The sequence below is a fragment of the Kribbella antiqua genome, from assembly GCF_004345665.1.
In the GTDB taxonomy this organism is placed as follows: domain Bacteria; phylum Actinomycetota; class Actinomycetes; order Propionibacteriales; family Kribbellaceae; genus Kribbella; species Kribbella antiqua.
Genome location: NZ_SLWR01000008.1, coordinates 326744 through 345306, shown reverse-complemented (window position 1 = coordinate 345306; position 18563 = coordinate 326744). Strand labels below are relative to the sequence as shown.

General features: G+C 68.8%; 19 protein-coding genes. 7 read left to right on the top strand and 12 right to left on the bottom strand.

The window, feature by feature from the left end; all coding sequences use genetic code 11:
• Positions 1-2 precede the first annotated feature (2 nt).
• Positions 3-1304, top strand: a complete 1302-nt coding sequence (locus EV646_RS23975; RefSeq protein ID WP_241996281.1) for an ABC transporter substrate-binding protein — start codon at positions 3-5, stop codon at positions 1302-1304.
• 100 nt (positions 1305-1404) lie between these two features.
• A complete protein-coding gene (locus EV646_RS23970; RefSeq protein ID WP_199237148.1) occupies positions 1405-2160 on the top strand; it encodes an NPP1 family protein in 756 nt (251 codons plus the stop codon).
• A 94-nt stretch (positions 2161-2254) separates the two neighbouring features.
• Here EV646_RS23970 and egtD read toward each other — a convergent pair whose 3' ends face one another.
• From egtD to EV646_RS23925, 8 genes are all read right to left on the bottom strand, one after another.
• Complete coding sequence (gene egtD / locus EV646_RS23965; protein ID WP_132152202.1) at positions 2255-3220, bottom strand: L-histidine N(alpha)-methyltransferase; 966 nt, start codon at positions 3218-3220, stop codon at positions 2255-2257.
• The gene (locus EV646_RS23960) at positions 3217-4062 is read right to left on the bottom strand and encodes a class II glutamine amidotransferase domain-containing protein (RefSeq protein WP_241996280.1); all 846 of its coding nucleotides are present in this window, start codon (positions 4060-4062) and stop codon (positions 3217-3219) included. Before EV646_RS23960 ends, egtD begins: the two co-directional genes overlap by 4 nt.
• Before the next feature lie 71 nt (positions 4063-4133).
• A complete protein-coding gene (egtB, locus tag EV646_RS23950; protein WP_132152200.1) occupies positions 4134-5471 on the bottom strand; it encodes an ergothioneine biosynthesis protein EgtB in 1338 nt (445 codons plus the stop codon).
• Positions 5468-6694, bottom strand: coding sequence for a glutamate-cysteine ligase family protein (locus EV646_RS23945; protein ID WP_132152198.1), 1227 nt, complete (start codon positions 6692-6694; stop codon positions 5468-5470). The genes egtB and EV646_RS23945 overlap by 4 nt, the downstream gene beginning before the upstream one ends.
• A 244-nt stretch (positions 6695-6938) precedes the next feature.
• A complete protein-coding gene (locus EV646_RS23940) occupies positions 6939-7598 on the bottom strand; it encodes a (2Fe-2S)-binding protein (protein WP_132152196.1) in 660 nt (219 codons plus the stop codon).
• Entirely contained in the window at positions 7595-8368 is a 774-nt protein-coding gene (locus tag EV646_RS23935; protein ID WP_132152194.1) for an ABC transporter ATP-binding protein, read from the bottom strand. Before EV646_RS23935 ends, EV646_RS23940 begins: the two co-directional genes overlap by 4 nt.
• Positions 8369-9397 (bottom strand): FecCD family ABC transporter permease, encoded by a 1029-nt coding sequence (locus tag EV646_RS23930; RefSeq protein ID WP_132152192.1) that lies wholly within the window; start codon positions 9395-9397, stop codon positions 8369-8371.
• A complete protein-coding gene (locus EV646_RS23925; RefSeq protein ID WP_132152190.1) occupies positions 9394-10437 on the bottom strand; it encodes a FecCD family ABC transporter permease in 1044 nt (347 codons plus the stop codon). The genes EV646_RS23930 and EV646_RS23925 overlap by 4 nt, the downstream gene beginning before the upstream one ends.
• A 75-nt stretch (positions 10438-10512) precedes the next feature.
• On the opposite strand from EV646_RS23925, the gene EV646_RS23920 reads away from it, so the two are divergent.
• Complete coding sequence (locus EV646_RS23920) at positions 10513-11484, top strand: ABC transporter substrate-binding protein (protein WP_132152188.1); 972 nt, start codon at positions 10513-10515, stop codon at positions 11482-11484.
• Between the two features lie 14 nt (positions 11485-11498).
• Entirely contained in the window at positions 11499-12137 is a 639-nt protein-coding gene (locus tag EV646_RS23915) for a hypothetical protein (RefSeq protein WP_132152186.1), read from the top strand.
• A 281-nt stretch (positions 12138-12418) separates the two neighbouring features.
• Here the strand turns inward: EV646_RS23915 and EV646_RS23910 are convergent, their stop codons facing one another.
• The 4 genes from EV646_RS23910 to folP all read right to left on the bottom strand — a co-directional run bounded on the left by EV646_RS23910 (position 12419) and on the right by folP (position 15235).
• Positions 12419-12940 carry a nuclear transport factor 2 family protein gene (locus tag EV646_RS23910; protein WP_132152185.1) on the bottom strand — a complete coding sequence of 174 codons (522 nt, stop codon included), beginning with the start codon at positions 12938-12940 and terminating at the stop codon, positions 12419-12421.
• 83 nt (positions 12941-13023) lie between these two features.
• Complete coding sequence (locus EV646_RS23905) at positions 13024-13695, bottom strand: class III extradiol dioxygenase subunit B-like domain-containing protein (protein ID WP_132152183.1); 672 nt, start codon at positions 13693-13695, stop codon at positions 13024-13026.
• A 2-nt stretch (positions 13696-13697) separates the two neighbouring features.
• On the bottom strand, positions 13698-14423 hold the full coding sequence (locus EV646_RS23900) for a pyrimidine reductase family protein (RefSeq protein WP_132152181.1): 726 nt from the start codon (positions 14421-14423) through the stop codon (positions 13698-13700).
• Positions 14423-15235: a dihydropteroate synthase gene (gene folP, locus EV646_RS23895; protein ID WP_132152415.1), complete on the bottom strand. Its 813-nt coding sequence runs from the start codon at positions 15233-15235 to the stop codon at positions 14423-14425. The genes EV646_RS23900 and folP overlap by 1 nt, the downstream gene beginning before the upstream one ends.
• A gap of 247 nt (positions 15236-15482) precedes the next feature.
• Here folP and EV646_RS23890 point away from each other — a divergent pair, with 247 nt between their 5' ends.
• The 3 genes from EV646_RS23890 to EV646_RS23880 are packed head-to-tail and all read left to right on the top strand — an operon-like array spanning position 15483 to position 18513.
• Complete coding sequence (locus EV646_RS23890; protein ID WP_132152179.1) at positions 15483-16802, top strand: L-fuconate dehydratase; 1320 nt, start codon at positions 15483-15485, stop codon at positions 16800-16802.
• Complete coding sequence (locus tag EV646_RS23885; RefSeq protein WP_132152177.1) at positions 16799-17551, top strand: SDR family NAD(P)-dependent oxidoreductase; 753 nt, start codon at positions 16799-16801, stop codon at positions 17549-17551. The genes EV646_RS23890 and EV646_RS23885 overlap by 4 nt, the downstream gene beginning before the upstream one ends.
• Entirely contained in the window at positions 17548-18513 is a 966-nt protein-coding gene (locus EV646_RS23880; protein WP_132152175.1) for an aldo/keto reductase, read from the top strand. Before EV646_RS23885 ends, EV646_RS23880 begins: the two co-directional genes overlap by 4 nt.
• The last annotated feature ends 50 nt before the right edge of the window (positions 18514-18563 follow it).

Sequence of the window (18563 nt, the reverse complement as noted above, 5' to 3'; positions counted from 1 at the left end):
CTGTGAAACGCACGTTCATCGTTACAACGTTGGCCTGCGCCGGGTTGCTGGCGGCAACGGCCTGCAGTGGATCGGACTCCGGTGGCGGCTCGAGCGACGGCCCGGTCACCGTCACCGTGATGACCTGGGAGTCGGCCGAGACCAACGCCGCGATCAAGAAGGCGCTGGCCGACTTCAAGGACGACAACATCACGGTCCAGCTGCTCGACACCCCGGCCGGCAACTTCGGCGACAAGCTCGCCTCGCTGACCCAGGCGAAGAAGCTGCCGGACCTGTTCTGGTGCGGCAACGACACCGAGCAGCAGTACACCTCGCAAGGCCTGCTGGTCGACTGGACCGACAAGCTCAGCAACGGCGACGGTGACTTCAAGGCCGACAAGTTCGTCCCATCGGCGATCGAGAACTGGAAGACCTCGGACGGCCAGATGGGTGGCCTGCCGTCGCTGATGAACACGTACGGCGTCTGGTACAACGCTGACGCCTTCAAGGCCGCAGGCCTGCCGGAGCCGAAGGCCGGCTGGACCTGGGACGAGATGTACGCCGCCGCCGCGAAGCTGGCGAACAAGAACGGCGCGAAGTACGGGCTGGTGGCCGACGCACTGACCGGCGCCGACGGACCGTTCACGATGGGCGTGTACTCCGTCTCGGCCGGGGGCGCACCGTTCACCGACAACGTGAACCACCCGACCAAGGCCGAGGCCGACGCCAAGTACACCGAGGGCGTCCAGAAGCTGGCCGACGCGATCAAGAACGGCTCCGTCGCCCCGCCCGGTTACGACGCCGCGAACGTGCAGTCGCTGTTCGCCGCCGGCAAGGTGCCGATGATGTTCGGTGGGCAGTGGCTGGCGGCTGGGTTCCAGACGGACAAGCCGAAGGTCAAGTACGGGTTCGCGCCGTTCCCACAGGTCGACACCCCGGCGACCTTGTACGACTCGGTCGGCATCTGCACGCCGCAGTACACCAAGAACCAGGACGCGACCTTCAAGGTGCTCGAGTACCTCAACACCAAGGTGTGGGACGCCGTACTGCCGGCTTCCCCGGTCGCGCCGCCGGCCTACACACCGGCGCAGACCAGCTACTTCGACGCGCTGACGAAGGCGAACCAGACCACCGTGGTCGACACGGTCAAGGCCGACCTGTCCGCGGAGAAGACTGTCGGCGTCCGGTTCACCACCCAGTGGGCGCAGCAGGTCGGCGATCTGACCACGGCGGAGTACCAGCCGATCCTGAGCGGCAAGAAGCCGATCTCCGGACTGTCGTCGTACGTCGACAAGATCAACGGGCTGATCAAGCAAGGCGGCTGAGCTTCACCTGAGGGCTTTACAGCGTTAAGAAAGACAGCGGATCCTGGGCGGGCTCACTCCTTCGACCCTTGTTGGGGTCGCTCCCGCCCAGGAGGCCGCTGTGAAGTTGCGCAGGATTTCGCTGAGTCTGGTCGGCGCGTTGGTGCTGACCGTTGCTTTTCCTTCTCTTGCTTTTGCTGATCCGCCGCAGGCGTTGCCGGCCAACGCTGACGGTCTCGAGCAGACGTTCCAGCCGGCGTACGACTATGACACCGACGGCTGCTATCCCACGCCGGCCATCGGTCCCGACGGCACGGTCAACGGCGGGCTGAAGCTCGGCGGCGACGTGAACGGGCAGTGCCGTGACGCGTGGGATCTCGACAACACCAACGGGTACGCGCGCTACAAGTGCAACAACGGCTGGTGCGCGATCATCTACGGCTTGTACTTCGAGAAGGACCAGGCGGCGCTCGGTCCGGGGTCTGCCGGCCATCGGCATGACTGGGAGCACGTGGTGGTGTGGATCCAGAACAACACGGCTGTGTATGTGTCGACGTCGGCGCACGGGTCCTTCAACAAGTACCCGGCCTCGCAGGTGCGCTGGGACGGGACGCATCCGAAGATCGTCTATCACAAGGACGGCATCAGCACGCATACGTTCCGGCTGGCCAACAGCAACGACGAACCGCCGGAGAACCACTACCACGCCTGGCAGTTCCCGGACCTGGTCGGCTGGAACGGCTACCCGCCCGGCATCCGCGACACCCTCGCAGGGGCCAACTTCGGCAGCGCCGTCTTCGGCCTCAAAAACGGCAACTTCGAGAGCCACCTGGCAGCCGCCAAGCCCGCCGGCATCCCCTTCGACCCCTACGCCTGACGCATTTGACTGGTTGACCCACGAGATTGAGGGTTCACCGCCGGGATACGGGCGGTGAACCCATCACTTGGTGGGTCAACCAGTCAAATGGGGGTTAGACGGCTTGCCAGAGGGAGAGGGCGAAGCGGGCCTTGGTGTCGGTCCACCAGGCGGCGGGGGTGAAGCCTGCCTTGTCGAGTTCGGCTTCTATGGTGTGGCGGTGGAACTTGGCGGAGATCTCGGTGCTGAGTTCCTCGCCCTCGGCGAAGTTGATGTCGAGGTGGATCTCGGGGATGAGGACACGCATCGCGCGAGTCGCGCGGAGGTGCATCTCGATCCACTCGTTGTCGGGATCCCAGACGGCGACGTGGGTGAAGGCGTCGACGTCGAAGTCCGCGCCGAGCTGGCGGTTCAGGACGCGGAGCACGTTGCGGTTGAACTCGGCGGTGACACCCGCACTGTCGTCGTACGCCGCGATCAAAGTCGCCGGGTCCTTCACCAGGTCGGTGCCGAGCAGGAGCCATTCGCCCGGCTCGAGGACCTCGCGGATGGAGGTGTAGAAAGTCTCGCGCTCGGCCGGCAGCAGGTTGCCGATGGTGCCGCCGAGGAAGGCGACGATCCGCGGTGGATCGCCGGGGAGTTTGTCCAGGTGGGCGGTGAAGTCGCCGACCACGCCGTGCACCGCGAGCTCTGGGTAGTCGACGTTGATCGCGTCCGCGGCGTCGCGCAACGCCGACTCCGAGACGTCGAGCGGGACGAAGGTCGTCAAAGTCCCGCGGTCGCGCAGACCGTCGAGCAGGAGCCGGGTCTTCTCAGAGGATCCGGAACCGAGCTCGACCAGCGTGTGCGCTTTGGTGAGCGCGGCGATCTCGCCGGCGCGGGTCTGGAGGATCTCGCGTTCGGCGCGGGTTGGGTAGTACTCCGGCAGGCTGGTGATCTGCTCGAACAGCTCGCTGCCGCGGGCGTCGTAGAACCATTTCGGCGGCAGCCATTTGGGGTTCGCGGTGAGCCCCGCCCGGGCGTCCTCCCGCAATGCGCGGGCGGCGTAGTCCGGGGTGAGATGTACGTCGATCTGGGTCACTGGGGTCCTTCCATCGGCGTGATGTGCAACGTGGTATTTGTGGCCACGAGCAACGAATAGTCGGGTACTTCGGTCCAGCCGTCGGCGCTGAACGGCTCCGAGCTGACGGTGATCGAGTCGGCGGTCTGCCGGAACCAGAGCGAATGCGTCCAGGTGGTCGCGACAAGCTGCTCCCCGTCGGTCAGCAGCACATTGAGCCGCGACCCGGGCGCTGCCGCTTCCACCTCCTGTATGACGCTCGCGACCGCATCAGCCGGTGTCGAACCGTCGTACAGGCGATCGGCGATGAGTGCCCAGAGCAGCGCCGAGTCGAGCGATGCGTCGAGCGTCAGCAGGCTTGCGGCCGGCAACCTCTCGGCCAGCTTCGCGACTGAGGACGGCCAGCCTCTGACGACCCCGTTGTGGCTGAAGAACCACCGATCCCGCTGGAACGGCGCAACCGCCGACTCCCCCAGCGGCATGCCAACCGTCCCGTTCCGTACGGCGGCAATCACCGCACCGGAGCTGATCGAGCCGACCAGCGCAGGCAGGTTCTCATCAGCCCAGATCGGCACACTCCGCCGGTACCGCACCGGCTGCCGCGCTGCGCGCGGCGCCGGCGCGGGGGTGGTGGGAGAGACGTGGCCCGCGGCGGGCGTGGGGGTAGTGGATGGGATGGAGGTGGACGCCGGCCCTATGGACGAGACGGGCGCGGCGGCCGGAGCAGCCGGGGTCGAGGAGGAACCCGGCACGCCAGCCGGAACCGTTGGGGTTGCGTCGACGTACCAGCCGAGGCCGAAGCCGTCGGCGTTTACCGAACCGCCGCCGCGCATGTCGTGGGGAGCCCAGCTCTGTTCGAACAACGAGTGTGTGGGTTCCAGGACAAGCGAGGACAGGGTGACGGGTGGGCCTAGGTAGGCGAGGTGGCGGCACATCAGGTGGGGAGTTCTTCGGGGCGGGGGTCGCGGGCGCAGCGGAAGCCGGCGAAGATCTGGCGGCGGATCGGGTAGTCCCAGTTCCGGAAGGTGCCTCGGGCAACGACCTCGTCGGTGCCGAAGGAGCCGCCGCGCAGCACCTTGTAGTCGGAGCCGAAGAAGACCAGCGAGTATTCGTCGTACGGGAAGGCCCGGAAGCCTGGGTACGGCCGGAAGTCGCTCGCCGTCCACTCCCAGATGTCACCGATGAGCTGCTCAACCCCCAGCGGTGACGCACCAGCGGGATACGCCCCGACCGGCGCCGGCCGCAGGTGGCGCTGACCGAGGTTGGCATGCTGCGGCCCCGGGCTCTCGTCGCCCCACGGGAACCGCCGCGTCCGCCCGCTGACCGGATCGAGCCGCGCCGCGAACTCCCACTCCTCCTCGGTCGGCAGCCGCTTCCCCGCCCACTTCGCATACGCCTCGGCCTCGTAGAAGCAGACATGCATCACCGGCTCGTCGAGCGGCAACTCCTCCCGATGCCCGAAGCGCAACCGCCACCATGAACCGTCCGCAAGCTCCCAGAACCGCGGCGCGACCAGAGACGCCTTCTGCACGTGCGTCCACCCGGCCTCGGACCACCACTGCGGATCGTCGTACCCACCGCCGAGCACAAACCGCAGATAGTCCCCGTTGGTCACCGGCACGGTGTCGATCACGTACGGCGCAACCCGCACGGCGTGCGCTGGTCGCTCGTTGTCCAGCGCCCACGGCTCGACCGACGTACCCATCTCGAACACGCCGCCCGGCACCAGCACCTCAGGCGCAGCCAGCCGACGGCCGGCCGGTGGTGGCGGCGCGTCGAGCACCGGCACACCGGCCCGCAGCTGATGCGTCGCCAGCATCGTCTCGTCGTGCTGCTGCTCGTGCTGCGCGATCATCCCGAACGCGAACGCGTTGTCGACCAGCTCCCGGCCGCCGTCGAACTTCACCTGGTCGAGCACGTCGAGCACCTTGTCGCGGACTTCACCGACGTACGCGCGGGTCTCCGTCGGGCCGAGCAGCGGCAGCCCCGGACGATCCGCCCGCGCGTGCATGAAGGCGTCGTACAGCTCGTCGATGTCCTGCCGCACCGGCTCGCGGCCGCCGACGTCGCGGACGAGCCAGAGCTCTTCCTGGTTGCCGACGTGGGCGTAGTCCCAGATCAGCGGCGACATCAGCTTCGAGTGCTGCTTGACCAGGTCGTCGGTGTCGACCGCGTCGGCGAGCTGCACCGTCCGCGCCCGGGACCGCTCGAGCTGCTCGGCGACGAAGGCACGGAGACCTTCGGCGGAGAGTTCGGACAGCTGGTGATTCATGAGGCTCGCCTTCCGTGGGTGTCTTCGACGATGCGATGCAGTCGGGTCGCGACCTGATCGATGAGTTGGGAGTCCGCGCCGGTGCGGTCCAGAACGTCGGTGCCCAGGTCGACCACGTCGCGCGCGGACTGGAGGACGAGCTTGTCCTCCAAGCCTTCGCGAGCGGCCGGGAACCATCGACCGGCCGCAGGCTCGGCAGCCGCCAGAGCACGGTCGATCAACGCCGGATCGGACATCAGCGCGGTGAGCAGCAGGGTCGGAGCGATCCACCCGTCACCCGTCTGCGCGTCGAGATAGCGCACCTCGAGATACCCGCGCGGCCGGACCGGCGGGAACAAGGTGGAGAGGTGGTAGTTCAAGTCGTCGTACGTCGGTCTGTCGCCGGGCAGTGCGCCGTCGGCCCAGGCGCCGAAGGTGAGGCCGTCCGGAGCGTCCCAGGTGTCTCCACGGCGGAAGCACAGCACCGGCGCCTCCATCGCCATCCGTGCCCAGGCTGCGGCTGGATCACCGTCGAGCAGCGGGGGCTCGGTGAACGGGGCGTACGTACCGAAGGTCGCCTCCGTCCGGGCTGAGGCCCATCCGGTGTCCACGCCGGCGCGGCGGCGGGAGTTGGCGAACAGCGCGACCAGGGCCGGGCCGAGGTCGTGGAGTGCGCGCCAGCGAAGACCGGTCTGATCCACTTCGCCGGCATCGAGGCAGATCTGCAGGCCGGCCGTGCTGCACATCATCCGGGGGCCGTGCGGGCCGAGCCGCTGGAACGCCTGCTCCATCGCCGCGTAGCGCGGGACGGTCAGGATGCGGCGGGGCGGGCGGAAGGCGTCCAGGCCGTGGTCGCCCGGGACGAGGTCCGCGTCGAGAAGAAGGGAGGTCAGTTCGGCCGCGTCGGCGGCCAGATTGTCGATCAGCGTCGGAACCGAGTCCGAGGCCGGGCCGGAGATCTCCACCTGGCCACCTGGCTCCACGGTGACCAGAGCACCCCGGCCGAGCGGCACCTGCGGGCTGCCGCGGACCAGGGTGGCGGGCGCATGCACGCCCAGGGCTTTGCTCAGCTGATCGGCGTCGAGGGGCCGGCGCGGGTCGTCCGCATGATGCACCGTCCACTCGAGCTCGACGCCGTGCAGTTGCGGAGGACCGTGCTTGAAACAGACCATCGCGACGAATCCCTCCGCCTCGGCCCGGGAGCCGATCGGAGTCGTCGCCGGAGTACCACCGGGCATGGTCATGGGGCCTCCCGTCCTGGACTGAGGAGCGCAGGGAGCGAAGCGACCGGAGTGACGAGGGAAGGCCGGGAGTCAAAGCCCCGTGACCCGCCGCGCCGGAGGCGTGGCATCGATACGGTCACGTCGTCGAACCTAACCCCGGTCCAGTGACCGGACAACCGACAAAGGGTTACCCCTCTGTGACATGGGACATGTGTGAGCAGTCATGCCGGCCATCGTCCCCGGCCCCACCGACAGTTTTTGAAAATCAGCGGAATCGCGGGCAGGTCGTGCAGGCCTTGATGTTCGGCAAGGCGTAGAAGTAGCAGCAGGTAGTGCGCAGTTTCTGGTCCAGCGACACGTCGAAGGCCGCCGCGGCCTGATCGGCGTACGGCGCTTCTTCCGGCAGCCGGATCGCCTGCCGAAGCTCGTCCTTGACCGCTCCGAAGCGCTGCAGCGAGCCCAACTTCACACCAGGGCGATACGACTCCAGGAAGGCCGTCGTGTGCGCCGAGAGCTGTGCGGCAGCTTCGGCGAGCGGCACGACCTGCGAGGACAGCAGCGCCACCTCAACCGGGTAGTGCGCGGTTGGATGCCGCCGGAACGCCAGCGAGGCCGGCGATACGTCGGGTGAGACCCCAGTGACCGCAGCGACTACTCCAGCCACCAGCGACGGCACCTGGACGTACCACATCAGCGTGAACATCGCCGCGATCTGCACCGGCGGCTCGACGGCGTACTGCCGCCCGTAGTCGTCCTGCAGGGCCTTGCGCCAGCCGTACGTCGGGTCACCACCAGCCTGCTGGTCCGCGACAAGCTCTGCACACGACACCCACCCTGGTCCCGGCACGGAGTCCGCCGTACGCACCGACAACCATGAGACCGAGTCTTCGAGGATGCTCGCGAGTTGGCGGGTGGTGTAACTCACACGGCCAGCCTACGTTCGGGTACGACGACCGGTGCGCCGCCGACCTCGACCACGGTGGCCCGTAGCCCGAACACCTCGTCCAGCAACTCCTCCGTGAGTACGTCGACCGGCCGTCCCTCCGCGGCGATCTGTCCATCGCCCATCACCACCAGGTGGTCGGCGTACTGCGCAGCCAGCGTGAGGTCGTGCAGCACGGCCACTACGGTCCGGCCGGACACAGCGGCCGCGTGGACCACGTTCATCACGTCCACCGCGTGGGCGAGGTCCAAGTACGTCGTAGGTTCGTCGAGCAGCAGGTGCGGAGTCCCCTGGGCGAGGACCATCGCAATCCACACCCGCTGCCGCTGACCGCCGGACAGTTGGTCGACGGGCCGCTCCCGCAGCTCGGTCAGCTCTACTGCAGCGAGGGCCTCCGAGATCGCAGCGTCGTCCTCGGCGGTCAGCCTCGCGAACAGGCCGCGGTGCGGGTGCCGCCCGCGTGACACCAGCTCAGCGGCAGTGATGCCCTCCGGAGTCACCGGCCCCTGTGGCAGTACTCCCAGCTGCCGCGCCAGCTCGCGGGCGGGCAGCTTGTGGATGTCCTTCCCGTCCAGCAGCACCTGACCGCTCTGCGGCGTCACCAGCCGGCTCATTCCACGCAGCAGCGTCGACTTGCCGGACCCGTTCGGCCCGACCACCGCAGTCAGCTGCCCAGCCGGCACCTCCAGCGTCAGACCCGACACCACCGGCGCATCGGCGCCGTACGCGAGCGTGAGGTTCTCGACGTGCACTTATCGTCCCTTCTGCTGACGGCCGATCAAATGAAGCAAGTACGGCGCTCCGGCCGCGGCGGTGACCACACCGACCGGCAGTTCGTACGGCCCGACCTGCAACCACCCCAGCCCGTTCCGCGCGATCAGATCCGCGAGTACGACGAACAGCGCGCCGAGCATGGCCGTCGTGACCAGCGGCGGTCGTTCCATCCGGGTGAGTCGCTGGGCGATCTGCGGTGCGACCAGTGCGATGAACGCGATCGGCCCGGCGCCGGCAGTCGCCATCGCGGCCAGCACCGTCGCCACGACCAGCAGCGCAAGCCGGATCCGGGCCACCCGCACTCCTAGCGAGGACGCGACGTCGTCACCGAGCACCAGCGCGGACAGATCGCGATTGAACATGATTGCTACCGGCAACAAGAGCAACACGGCAACACCCACGGGCACGGCGTCACTCCACGCCCTGGCGTTGAGCGAACCAGCCAGCCAAGCAGCCGCGCGACCCGCGTCATTGACGTCGCCGATCACAAGCAGCCAGGCGACCAGCGAGTTCGCCGCGGCCGCGATACCGACGCCGATCAGGACCACACGCCCGGCGTCCACCATCCCCCGCTGGATCGAGAGAGCACCGACGATCAGCGTCGCGAGGAGTCCACCGAGTACGGCGGCCAGCGGGATGCCGACCTTCGCCGCGACACCGGAGATGTTGCCGCCACCGGTACCGGCCAGGACGATCACGGCCACCGCACCCGCGGACGCGCCGGAGTTCACGCCGACGATGTCGGGGCTTGCGAGGGCATTGCGGGCCAGCGTCTGCAGCAGAGCGCCCGAGACGGCAAACGCGATGCCGACCAGCAGGCCCGTGGCGACGCGAGGCAGCCGCAGGTCGAGGACAACCAGCCGGGTACCGCGGCGGCCGCCACCGAGCAGCACCTCGACCACCTCGGAGACGGGCAGTTTCGTCGTACCGATGCTGAGGGAGAGCAGCGCCACGACAACCGCGAGTACTGCGAAGAGGATGCTGAGGGCAATGGTTCGGGACTTCACAGCGCCACCGCACGGCGCCGTACGACGATCACGAACAGCGGCGCTCCGACGATGCCGAGCACGACGCCGGCCTGGACCTCACCGGCGCCGCCCACCAGTCGGCCGACCAGGTCCGCGAGGATGAGCGCGGTCGCGCCGATCAGGCCGGCCGCCGGGATCAGCCAGACGTTGCGGGCACCGAACATCCGCCGCGCGACATGCCCGGCCAGCAAGCCGAGGAACCCGATCGGCCCGCAGGCCGCGACTCCGGCAGCGGTGAGCAGTCCGATCGCGCCCAGACCGACCAGCCGCGCCCGCCGGATCGACAGCCCGAGGCCCGCGGCGACATCGTCGCCAAGCGTCAGCAGATCCAGATCCCGTGCGTTGATCGCTGCGAGCGCCAAACCGACCAGAGCGAACGGCAGCACCTGCCCGGCGACGTCGAGCCCCCGGCCGGCTACCGAACCGACGGCCCAGAAGCGGTAGGCGTCCAACGTGTCCGCGTCGAGCAGCACGATCGACGAGGTCAGCGCGCCGAGCAGGGCGGCGACTGCGGCACCCGTGAGCGCCAGGCCGACCGGCGTTGCCCCACTCCCCCGCGACGCCAGCCTCTGCACGCCGAACGTCGCCACCAGCGCACCCGCCAGCGCGAACCAGACCGTCGACGAGACGGAGTCCGCCACTCCCAACTGCAGGCCGAGTACGACGGCAAACGCCGCGCCGGAGCTCACTCCGAAGATCCCCGGCTCGGCCAGCGCGTTGCGGGTATGGCCCTGCATCAGCGCGCCCGCGATCCCGAGGCACAACCCGATCAGCACCGCGACAACAGTCCGCGGCAGACGCAGGTCCCGCACAATCACATCCGCGTCCGACCCATCGCTGGACACCAGCGCATGCCAAACCGCCCCCGGCCCGAGCCACCGCGACCCGAGCGCGAGGCTAGCCGCGAACGCCAGCACCAGTACGGCGACCAAGGCGAGCAGCGCGGCAGTACGTCGTACGGCGGGACGGGCGGCGCGGACCGGCGGCAGGGCTGGGCGTGTCGGAACAGCGGAGGACATATGGTTAGGGTTGCCTTACTTTGCTAGGTGGTGAGCCACCTTAACCTGCGACCCCGCCCTGACCAGGAGATACCTGTGCGTCTGCCCCGCTTCACTGCCCTGCTCGCTGTTGCCGCGCTCGCTTTGACCGGGTGCGGCGGCACCCCATCGGAGGAGGACCCGGCCGCCGCCTCGTCCGAAGGCTTCCCGCGGACCGTCGAGCACGCGATGGGCAAAACCGAGGTCCCGGCCAGGCCGAAGCGCGTGGTCGCGCTGGACGCGAGCTTCGTCGACGCGACGCTGATCCTGGACACCCCGGTCGTCGGCTACACCGACTACCGCAGCATCAACGGGAAGCTGCCGGACTACCTCGGCGACGACCGTACGACGTACGGCAGCGAAGCGCAGGCGGTCGGCACCCTGGCCGAGCCGAACCTGGAGAAGATCGCCGCATTGAACCCGGACCTGATCATCACCGCGAAGGTCCGGCACGAGAAGCTCTACGACCAGCTGTCGAAGATCGCGCCGACGATCATGTCCGAGACCACCGGGCCAACCTGGAAGGACAACATCCGGCTGGAGGCGAAGGCGCTCGGCGAAGAGGCCAAGGCCGAGCGGGAGCTCTCGTCGTACGAGAAGGCGGCCAAGCTGGTCGGGGACGCGATCAACGCCAAGGCCGGCAACCCGACCATCTCGATCGTCCGGTTCGTCGACGGCCCGACCCGGCTGTACCAGAAGGCCAGCTTCTCCGGCATCGTGCTGAAGGACGCCGGCCTGGCCCGGCCGAAGTCGCAGGACGTCGAGGACTTCGCACTCGAGATCAGCCCGGAGCGGATCAAGGACGCCGACGGGGATGCGATCTTCGTCACCGAGTTCGCCGACGAGAAGGGCGTGAGCGCCAAGACGGCTGCCCAGTTCAAGGCCAACCCGCTGTGGAAGCCGCTGGCGCCGAAGGTGCATGAGGTCCCCGACCTCACCTGGATGACCGCGGTCGGCCTGCAGGGCGCCTGGGTGATCCTCACCGATCTCGCCAAAACATTCGAGGTCGCGGCGCCAGTGAAGGCGTAGGTAGGCTCGGAGGCGTGACTGCGCTCGCGAGGTGGCATGTCGGCCCGTGGACCACGCGTGGGACGTTGCCCGGCGAACCGTTCGAGCCAGGGCGGAAGCGCACCCCCGACGAGCTGTACTTCGACGTCGTCGGGCTGGCGCGGATCCTCGGGCGCCGACTGTCGGGCCGGGAGGAGCTGCAGGTCCGCCTTTGGCAGAACGAGCTCCGGCCGACGCACACGCGACTGTGCGGAGTCCACACCCTCGCCGAGCCTGACCTCCTCCGCCAGACCGCGGAGGAGGCTCTGACCTGGCTGGCCGAGCGGGCTCCCGCCGGCTACGAGTTCGTACTCACGGACGCCGTCGAACTGCGGCCCATCCTCGACCTCTCCGCAGACGTCGTCGCCGTCGACGCCGTGATCGAGCTGGCCGCTGGTACAGCTTTGAAGGCCGCCCGCCTTGCTGCTTCCCACGTACGGCGCTCGGCCGCAGGCGACTGGTTTGCCGGAGACGCAGTCTGCAACTGGTCCGGGCCGCATGACACGGCTGGCGAGGCGGTCGCCGTCGTACAGGCCGCTCGTGATGAGCTCGTCAGGCAGCTACGGGACGCGGGTCACGAGGACCTTGCCGCCACAGCTCCCCGCTGGCCCACCGTCCCCGCCGACTTCACCTAGGGCGTCGTCCCGGTCGACCTGGTCGGAACGGTCCGGCTGAGAAGGTGGCGGCGGAGCGATCGCCGCGGCGACCTGCGAATGCTGGGCCCCGAGCTGGATGACCTAGCCGCAGTTCCGCCGGCCAGGCTGTACCGAAGGACGGGTAGTAGTCGGCCGGGAGTGGGCCCGGCCGGGCTGTTCAGGCGGGAGATGAGGTCGGGCCGGGGCCGGAGCCGACTACTACCCGTCCTTCGGTACGCAGCCCGGTGACCGCGAGGTTGTCCGCGGCCCGCACGCCGTGGTCACGACTGGGTCGGCGGTGGGAAGCCGCCCACCGCGGTGGCCTGTTCGTGGACGAGTTGCCAGCGCCCGTCCTGTTTCTCGTAGAGCAGGGTGAGCCACATCTCGTGCGTGAACCGCCCTTCCTCGGCCGCCAAGATGTCGATGCTGGACCGGTACCAGAGCACCGCGGATCCGTCGTGCAGACGTACCTCGATCGCCGTCAGTGGCTCGAAGGCGATGAAGTCGAGGCTGCCATCCGCGACGGACTCGAGAAGACTTTGCCGCGTGAGCCGAATCCCCGGTGGCGGGACCGACTCGTAGTCCGGGGCGAACACATGTTCCAGATAGCGCATGTCGGCCGCGACCAGCGCCTGCATCCGCTGCAGCTCGATCTCCTGCAGACTCGTCACGGCCGCCCGATCCCCGACCGACGATCGCAGACTCACCGAGTAGCCCGTCGCCTGCGCCAGCACGAGGGCGGCGACCACGACGCCGACACCGACCACAACCGCCTTGGCCCAGCGCGGCAAACCCCTCCGCATCCCCCTCACCCCCTCCGTCGAGCGTCGCCCAGAAACGCGAGCAGGGCAATGCCCCTGCGGCGCGAGCTGGACGGAGGGCTGATCTAAGTGAAGGTGGCGACGAAGTAGCCGACGCCGTACGGCGCGGCGTGGTAGCTGAGGGTTCCAGTGAGGGGGGTCTGTTGAAGGACGCCGGCCAGGACCTGCCAGGGGGCGCGGCCGGCGGCTTGGAGTTCGGTGGCTAGGTCGGGGTCCAGGGCTGCGAGCACGGCGTGGTCCGCCTCGGCGAGAGCGGTTGCGACCGTGGTGTCGAAGATCTCGGCGCGTGGGTGGAGGTGGACAGGCGAGTGCTCGCTGCGGCGGGCCGAGCCGTCGCCCATCACCAGCAGGCCGATCCGCTCGTTGCCTGCAGCAATTTCCCGGCCCAGCTCCAGACACTTCGCCGAGGCCTCATCGACCGCAACATACACACGCGGAACAGCAGCCGCCTTCGACTGCTCGACCAACCAGGCGCCGATCGCCAACGACAGCGGCAGCACGGATTCACCGGCTCGCACTCCCGCAGCGCCGTACGGCGCGAAGCTCCAGCCTGCCGAGCCGTCGTACCGCTGGGACGGTCCCGCACCGAGAACCAGCAGGAGCTCAGCTGTGGACAGGTGCTCGATCGCCGCCAAGCAAGCTGCCCGGAGGTCGTCCAGCTCGGGAGCTGCGCCGGAGGCCACCTCGGGGACGAGGAGCGGCGGGTGCGGGCAGACCGCGGCGGCGATGACGGGCACGCCTAGTCCTCCCGGAGATAGCGCATGAACAGGTAGCCGTCCTCGCCGGACAGCACCGACTCCAGCTTCATCCGCCGAGTGAGGGTCGTACGCGGGCCGGCGGTGATGCGGCCCGCGCCCGGACCGGCGAGCAGCGGCGCCAGCGACAGGCACAGCTCGTCGACCAGGTCGGCCTCGGTCAGCGAGCCGAGCAGATGCGGCCCGCCCTCACAGAGGATCTGCGGCTTGCCCTGATCAGCCAGCGCCTTCACCACAGCCTGCAGATCGACCTCAACGTCACCGAGCACCAGTACGTCGGCCACCTCTTCCAGAGCCTCGCGACGGTCGGGCGGCGACGCGGCGTGGGTGATCACGACCGGCCGTACGGCGGACTGGAACACCGGGTTGACCGGGCTCAGATCGAGCCGCGAGGACACGATCGCGAGCGTCGGGTTCTCCGCCAGCCCAGCCTCAGAGCGCCACGCACGACTCGAAGCAGAGAGCCGGAGTGGGTTGTAGCCCTCGTCGCGGATCGTGCCCGCACCGACCATCACCACGTCGGCCAGCATCCGGATCCGGCTGAACAGGCGGCTGTCGGTATCACTCGACAATGCCTTCGACTGGCCGTCGATCTCGACCGCGCCGTCCAGGCTGGCGACGAAGTTCGCTCGCAGGTGCGGGACCGAGCGGTCCGTCGGCTGGTAGGCCGCCGCGAGGTCGGTGTCGGACAGGTCTTCCAGGCGTCGCATCAGGCCAGGCTCCTTCGGGTTCCGGCGGGCTGGGCGGCCCCTCGCAGTACGGCGATCAGGTCAAGCGCTTGGCGGGCCGCAGGTACGTCGTGGACGCGGAAGACCTGGGCACCAAGCCAGGCAGAGACGCTGAGCGCGGCCAACGTACCGGCACCGCGCTGCCCTGGCGGGAGCTCCAGCGTCTCGCCGATGAAGTCCTTGTTCGACACAGCGACCAGCACTGGCCAGCCGGTCGCGGCCAGCTCGTCCAGCCGACGGGTGAGCTCCAGCGACTGCAGCGTGTTCTTGCCGAAGTCGTGCGTCGGGTCGATCAGGATCCCGTCCGTCCGGACCCCGGCTGCGACTGCCCGGTCTGCGAGGGCGGTCGTCGTACGGATGACGTCGGCGACCACGTCGTCGTACGCCATCCGGTGTGGGTCGGTGCGCGGCGAGAGCCCGCCTACGTGGCTGCAGACGAGGCCAGTGCCGGCTTCGGCGGCGGCGTAGACCAGATCGGGGTCGGCGCCGGCCCAGGTGTCGTTGATGAGGTCGGCGCCGGCGTCGGCGACGCGCTTGGCGACGCCGCTGCGGTAGGTGTCGACGCTGATCACCAGGTCGGGGTGGCGGGCGCGGATGCCGGCAACGAAGTCCACCGTGCGGCGGAGCTCCTCCTCCTCGCTGACCGGTTCGCCGTACCCGGCCTTGACCCCGCCAATGTCGACCAGGTCGGCACCGTCCGCGACAGCCTTGTCGATCGCGTCGTACGCCGCCTCGGTCGCGTAGGTGGCGCCCCGGTCGAAGAACGAGTCCGGGGTCCGGTTGACGATCGCCATCAGCGCGAACTCGTCCACGCCGAACGACCGGCTGCCGAGGCGGAGTACGTGCTCGTCCACGGCACCGACTGTACGGGGCGGACCGCCAGGCCATCACAATCGGCGCCCGGCGAGCGGCCCGAGCGCGCTCCGGCCCCGGCGGCCGAGGTTGTGATGGCCTGGAGATCCGGCCCAGCAGTGTCGCTGGCGGCACATATCCTATAGGATTCCCGTCGTCAGACCGCCCACAGCTGCAGATCGGGTCCTCATGCCGCGCTTCACCGAGTTAGAGACGTACGACGTCCGCTTCCCCACGTCGCTGGACCTCGACGGCTCCGACGCGATGAACGCCGACCCGGACTACTCCGCGGCGTACCTGATCCTGCGCACCGACGCGGGCGACGGGCTGGAGGGCCACGGGTTCGCGTTCACCATCGGCCGCGGCAACGACGTGCAGACCGCGGCGATCGAGGCGGTCCGCGACCACGTCATCGGGCTCGACGTCGACGCCACGCTCGCCGACCTGGGCGGCTTCTGGAAGTCGCTCGTGCACGACTCGCAGCTGCGCTGGCTGGGCCCGGAGAAGGGCGTCATGCACATGGCGATCGGCGCGGTCGTGAACGCGGTGTGGGACCTTGCCGCCAAGCGGGCCGGCGTACCGCTGTGGAAGCTGCTGTCCGACCTGACGCCGGAGCAGATCGTCGCCCTGGTCGACTTCCGCTACCTCACGGATGCGCTCACCCCTGACGAAGCTTTGGAGATCCTCCGCGCGGCTTCGAACGGCCGGGCTGATCGGGAGGCCGTGCTGCGGGAGGGCGGTTACCCGGCGTACACGACGACGCCCGGCTGGCTCGGGTACGACGACGCGAAGCTGGTGCGGCTCTGCCACGAGGCGGTCGCCGAGGGTTTCACCCAGATCAAGCTGAAGGTCGGCGCGAACCTGGACGACGACGTCCGCCGGATGCGGCTCGCCCGGGAGGCGGTCGGCCCGGACATCCGGATCGCCATCGACGCCAACCAGCGCTGGGACGTCGCCGACGCGATCACCTGGGTCAAGGCGCTGGCGCCGTACGACGTCTGGTGGGTGGAGGAGCCGACGAGCCCGGACGACATCCTCGGACACGCGGCCATCGCGCGCGGGATCGCGCCGATCCGGGTCGCGACCGGTGAACACGTGCAGAACCGGGTCGTCTTCAAGCAGCTGCTGCAAGCCGAGGCGCTGTCGGTGCTGCAACTCGACTCCGCTCGCGTGGCCGGGGTGAACGAGAACATCGCGATCCTGCTGCTGGCCGCGAAGTTCGGCGTACCGGTGTGCCCGCATGCCGGCGGGGTCGGGCTGTGCGAGCTCGTCCAGCATCTGTCGATGTTCGACTTCGTCGCGGTGAGCGGTACGTCGGAGAACCGGGTGATCGAGTACGTCGACCACCTGCACGAGCACTTCCTGGACCCGGTGGTGATCAAGGACGGGCATTACGTCGCGCCGCTGAAGCCTGGGTTCGGGGCCGAGATGGACGCCGAGACGCTGCACGACTACCGGTACCCGAACGGCAAGATCTGGACGGATCTGACCAAGGAGGAAAACGAGTGACCGACTTCGCCGGCCTGCGGGCCGTGGTGACCGGAGGGGCATCGGGCATCGGGCTCGCCGCCGCCTCGCTGCTGGCTTCCCGGGGTGCGCAGGTGATCGTCTTCGACCTCAAGCCGGACGTCGCGTCGCCGCTGACCGGCATCGCTGCGGACGTCACTGACGACACCTCGGTCCGGGACGCGATCGCCGCGGCCGCCGAGCAGCTCGGCGGGATCGACATCGTGGTGAACAACGCCGGCATCGGCGCGCAGGGCACGGTCGCGGCCAACGACGACGAGGAATGGCACCGGGTCTTCGACGTCAACGTGGTCGGAATCGCCCGGGTGACCCGAGCCGCGCTGCCTTACCTGCGACAGTCCTCGGCCGCCGCGATCGTCAACACCTGCTCGATCGCCGCGACCGCTGGTCTGCCGAATCGGGCGCTGTACTCGGCGACCAAGGGCGCCGTACTGGCTCTGACGATGGCGATGGCGGCCGATCACGTCCGCGAAGGCATCCGGGTGAACTGCGTGAACCCGGGTACGGCGGACACACCGTGGGTCGGGCGGTTGCTCGACGTCGCGGACGACCCGGCGGCGGAGCGTGCTGCTTTGGAGGCTCGGCAGCCGATGGGCCGGCTGGTGTCGGCTGACGAGGTCGCGCACGCGATCGCCTACCTGGCGAGTCCGTTGTCGGGATCAACCACCGGTACGGCGCTCGCCGTCGACGGCGGCATGCAGAACCTGCGGCTTCCGGCGGCTCGGTCATGAAGCTCTTTCCGGGGGGTCAGCGGGTCGGGCTCGGCAGTGCGCCGCTGGGGAACCTGTTCGGCGAGGTGCCTTCATCCGACGCTGGTGCAGCTATTGATGCCGCGTGGGAGGAAGGGTGGCGGTACTTCGACACTGCGCCGCATTACGGTCTCGGGTTGGCGGAGGAACGTCTTGGTGCTGCGTTGAAGTCGCGGCCGCGGGACGAGTTCGTGCTGTCCAGCAAGGTCGGGCGGATCATCTACTCGGCAGACACCGAGGCTGTGGATGACGAGGGATTCGCCGTCAACACCACGCGGCGCCGGCGCTGGGACTTCAGCCGGGACGGCGTACTGCAGAGCATCGAGGACTCGCTCCGCCGGATCGGCACCGACCGCCTCGACGTCGTCTTCGTGCACGACCCGGACGACCACTACGAGGAAGCCGTCGCGACCGCGTTCCCGACGCTGATCGAGCTCCGCGACCAGGGCGTCATCGGCGCGATCGGCTCGGGCATGAACCAGACCGCGATGCTCACCCGGTTCGTCCGCGAACTCGACATCGACGTCATCATGCTGGCCGGCCGCTACTCCCTGATCGACCCCGACGGCCTGGACGACGTACTCCCGGCCTGCCTCGAGAACAACGTCCAGGTAGTTGCCGTAGGCATCTTCAACTCCGGCCTCCTCTCCCAGCCCCGCCCAGCCCCCGGCGCCACCTTCAACTACGCCCCAGCCGCCGAAGCCCTGGTGGACAAAGCAAACCGGCTTGCCGACGTATGCGAGTCCCACGGCGTCACCCTCCCCGCTGCCGCTTTGGCCTTCCCGCTCGCCCACCCCGCGGTCGCCGGCATCGCGGTCGGTTGCCGAACAGCCGACGAGGTGCACACCAACGCAGCCCTCGCCCGCGCCGACGTACCCCCAGCTCTCTGGTCCGACCTCAAGTCCGCCGGCCTCCTCCGCGAAGACGCCCCCACTCCCGCTTGAAGCGGGTTTCCGGAACATAGTTTGCGCCTGGTGCAGATTTGTTTCCGGAA

Coding starts and splice junctions, on each gene's coding strand:
- egtB (WP_132152200.1), bottom strand. CDS start 5,471: ATGAATCACCAGCTGTCCGAACTCTCCGCCGAAGGTCTCCGTGCCTTC.
- EV646_RS23945 (WP_132152198.1), bottom strand. CDS start 6,694: ATGACCATGCCCGGTGGTACTCCGGCGACGACTCCGATCGGCTCCCGG.
- EV646_RS23925 (WP_132152190.1), bottom strand. CDS start 10,437: ATGTCCTCCGCTGTTCCGACACGCCCAGCCCTGCCGCCGGTCCGCGCC.
- EV646_RS23910 (WP_132152185.1), bottom strand. CDS start 12,940: ATGCGGAGGGGTTTGCCGCGCTGGGCCAAGGCGGTTGTGGTCGGTGTC.
- EV646_RS23900 (WP_132152181.1), bottom strand. CDS start 14,423: ATGCGACGCCTGGAAGACCTGTCCGACACCGACCTCGCGGCGGCCTAC.
- folP (WP_132152415.1), bottom strand. CDS start 15,235: ATGGCGATCGTCAACCGGACCCCGGACTCGTTCTTCGACCGGGGCGCC.
- EV646_RS23890 (WP_132152179.1), top strand. CDS start 15,483: ATGCCGCGCTTCACCGAGTTAGAGACGTACGACGTCCGCTTCCCCACG.
- EV646_RS23880 (WP_132152175.1), top strand. CDS start 17,548: ATGAAGCTCTTTCCGGGGGGTCAGCGGGTCGGGCTCGGCAGTGCGCCG.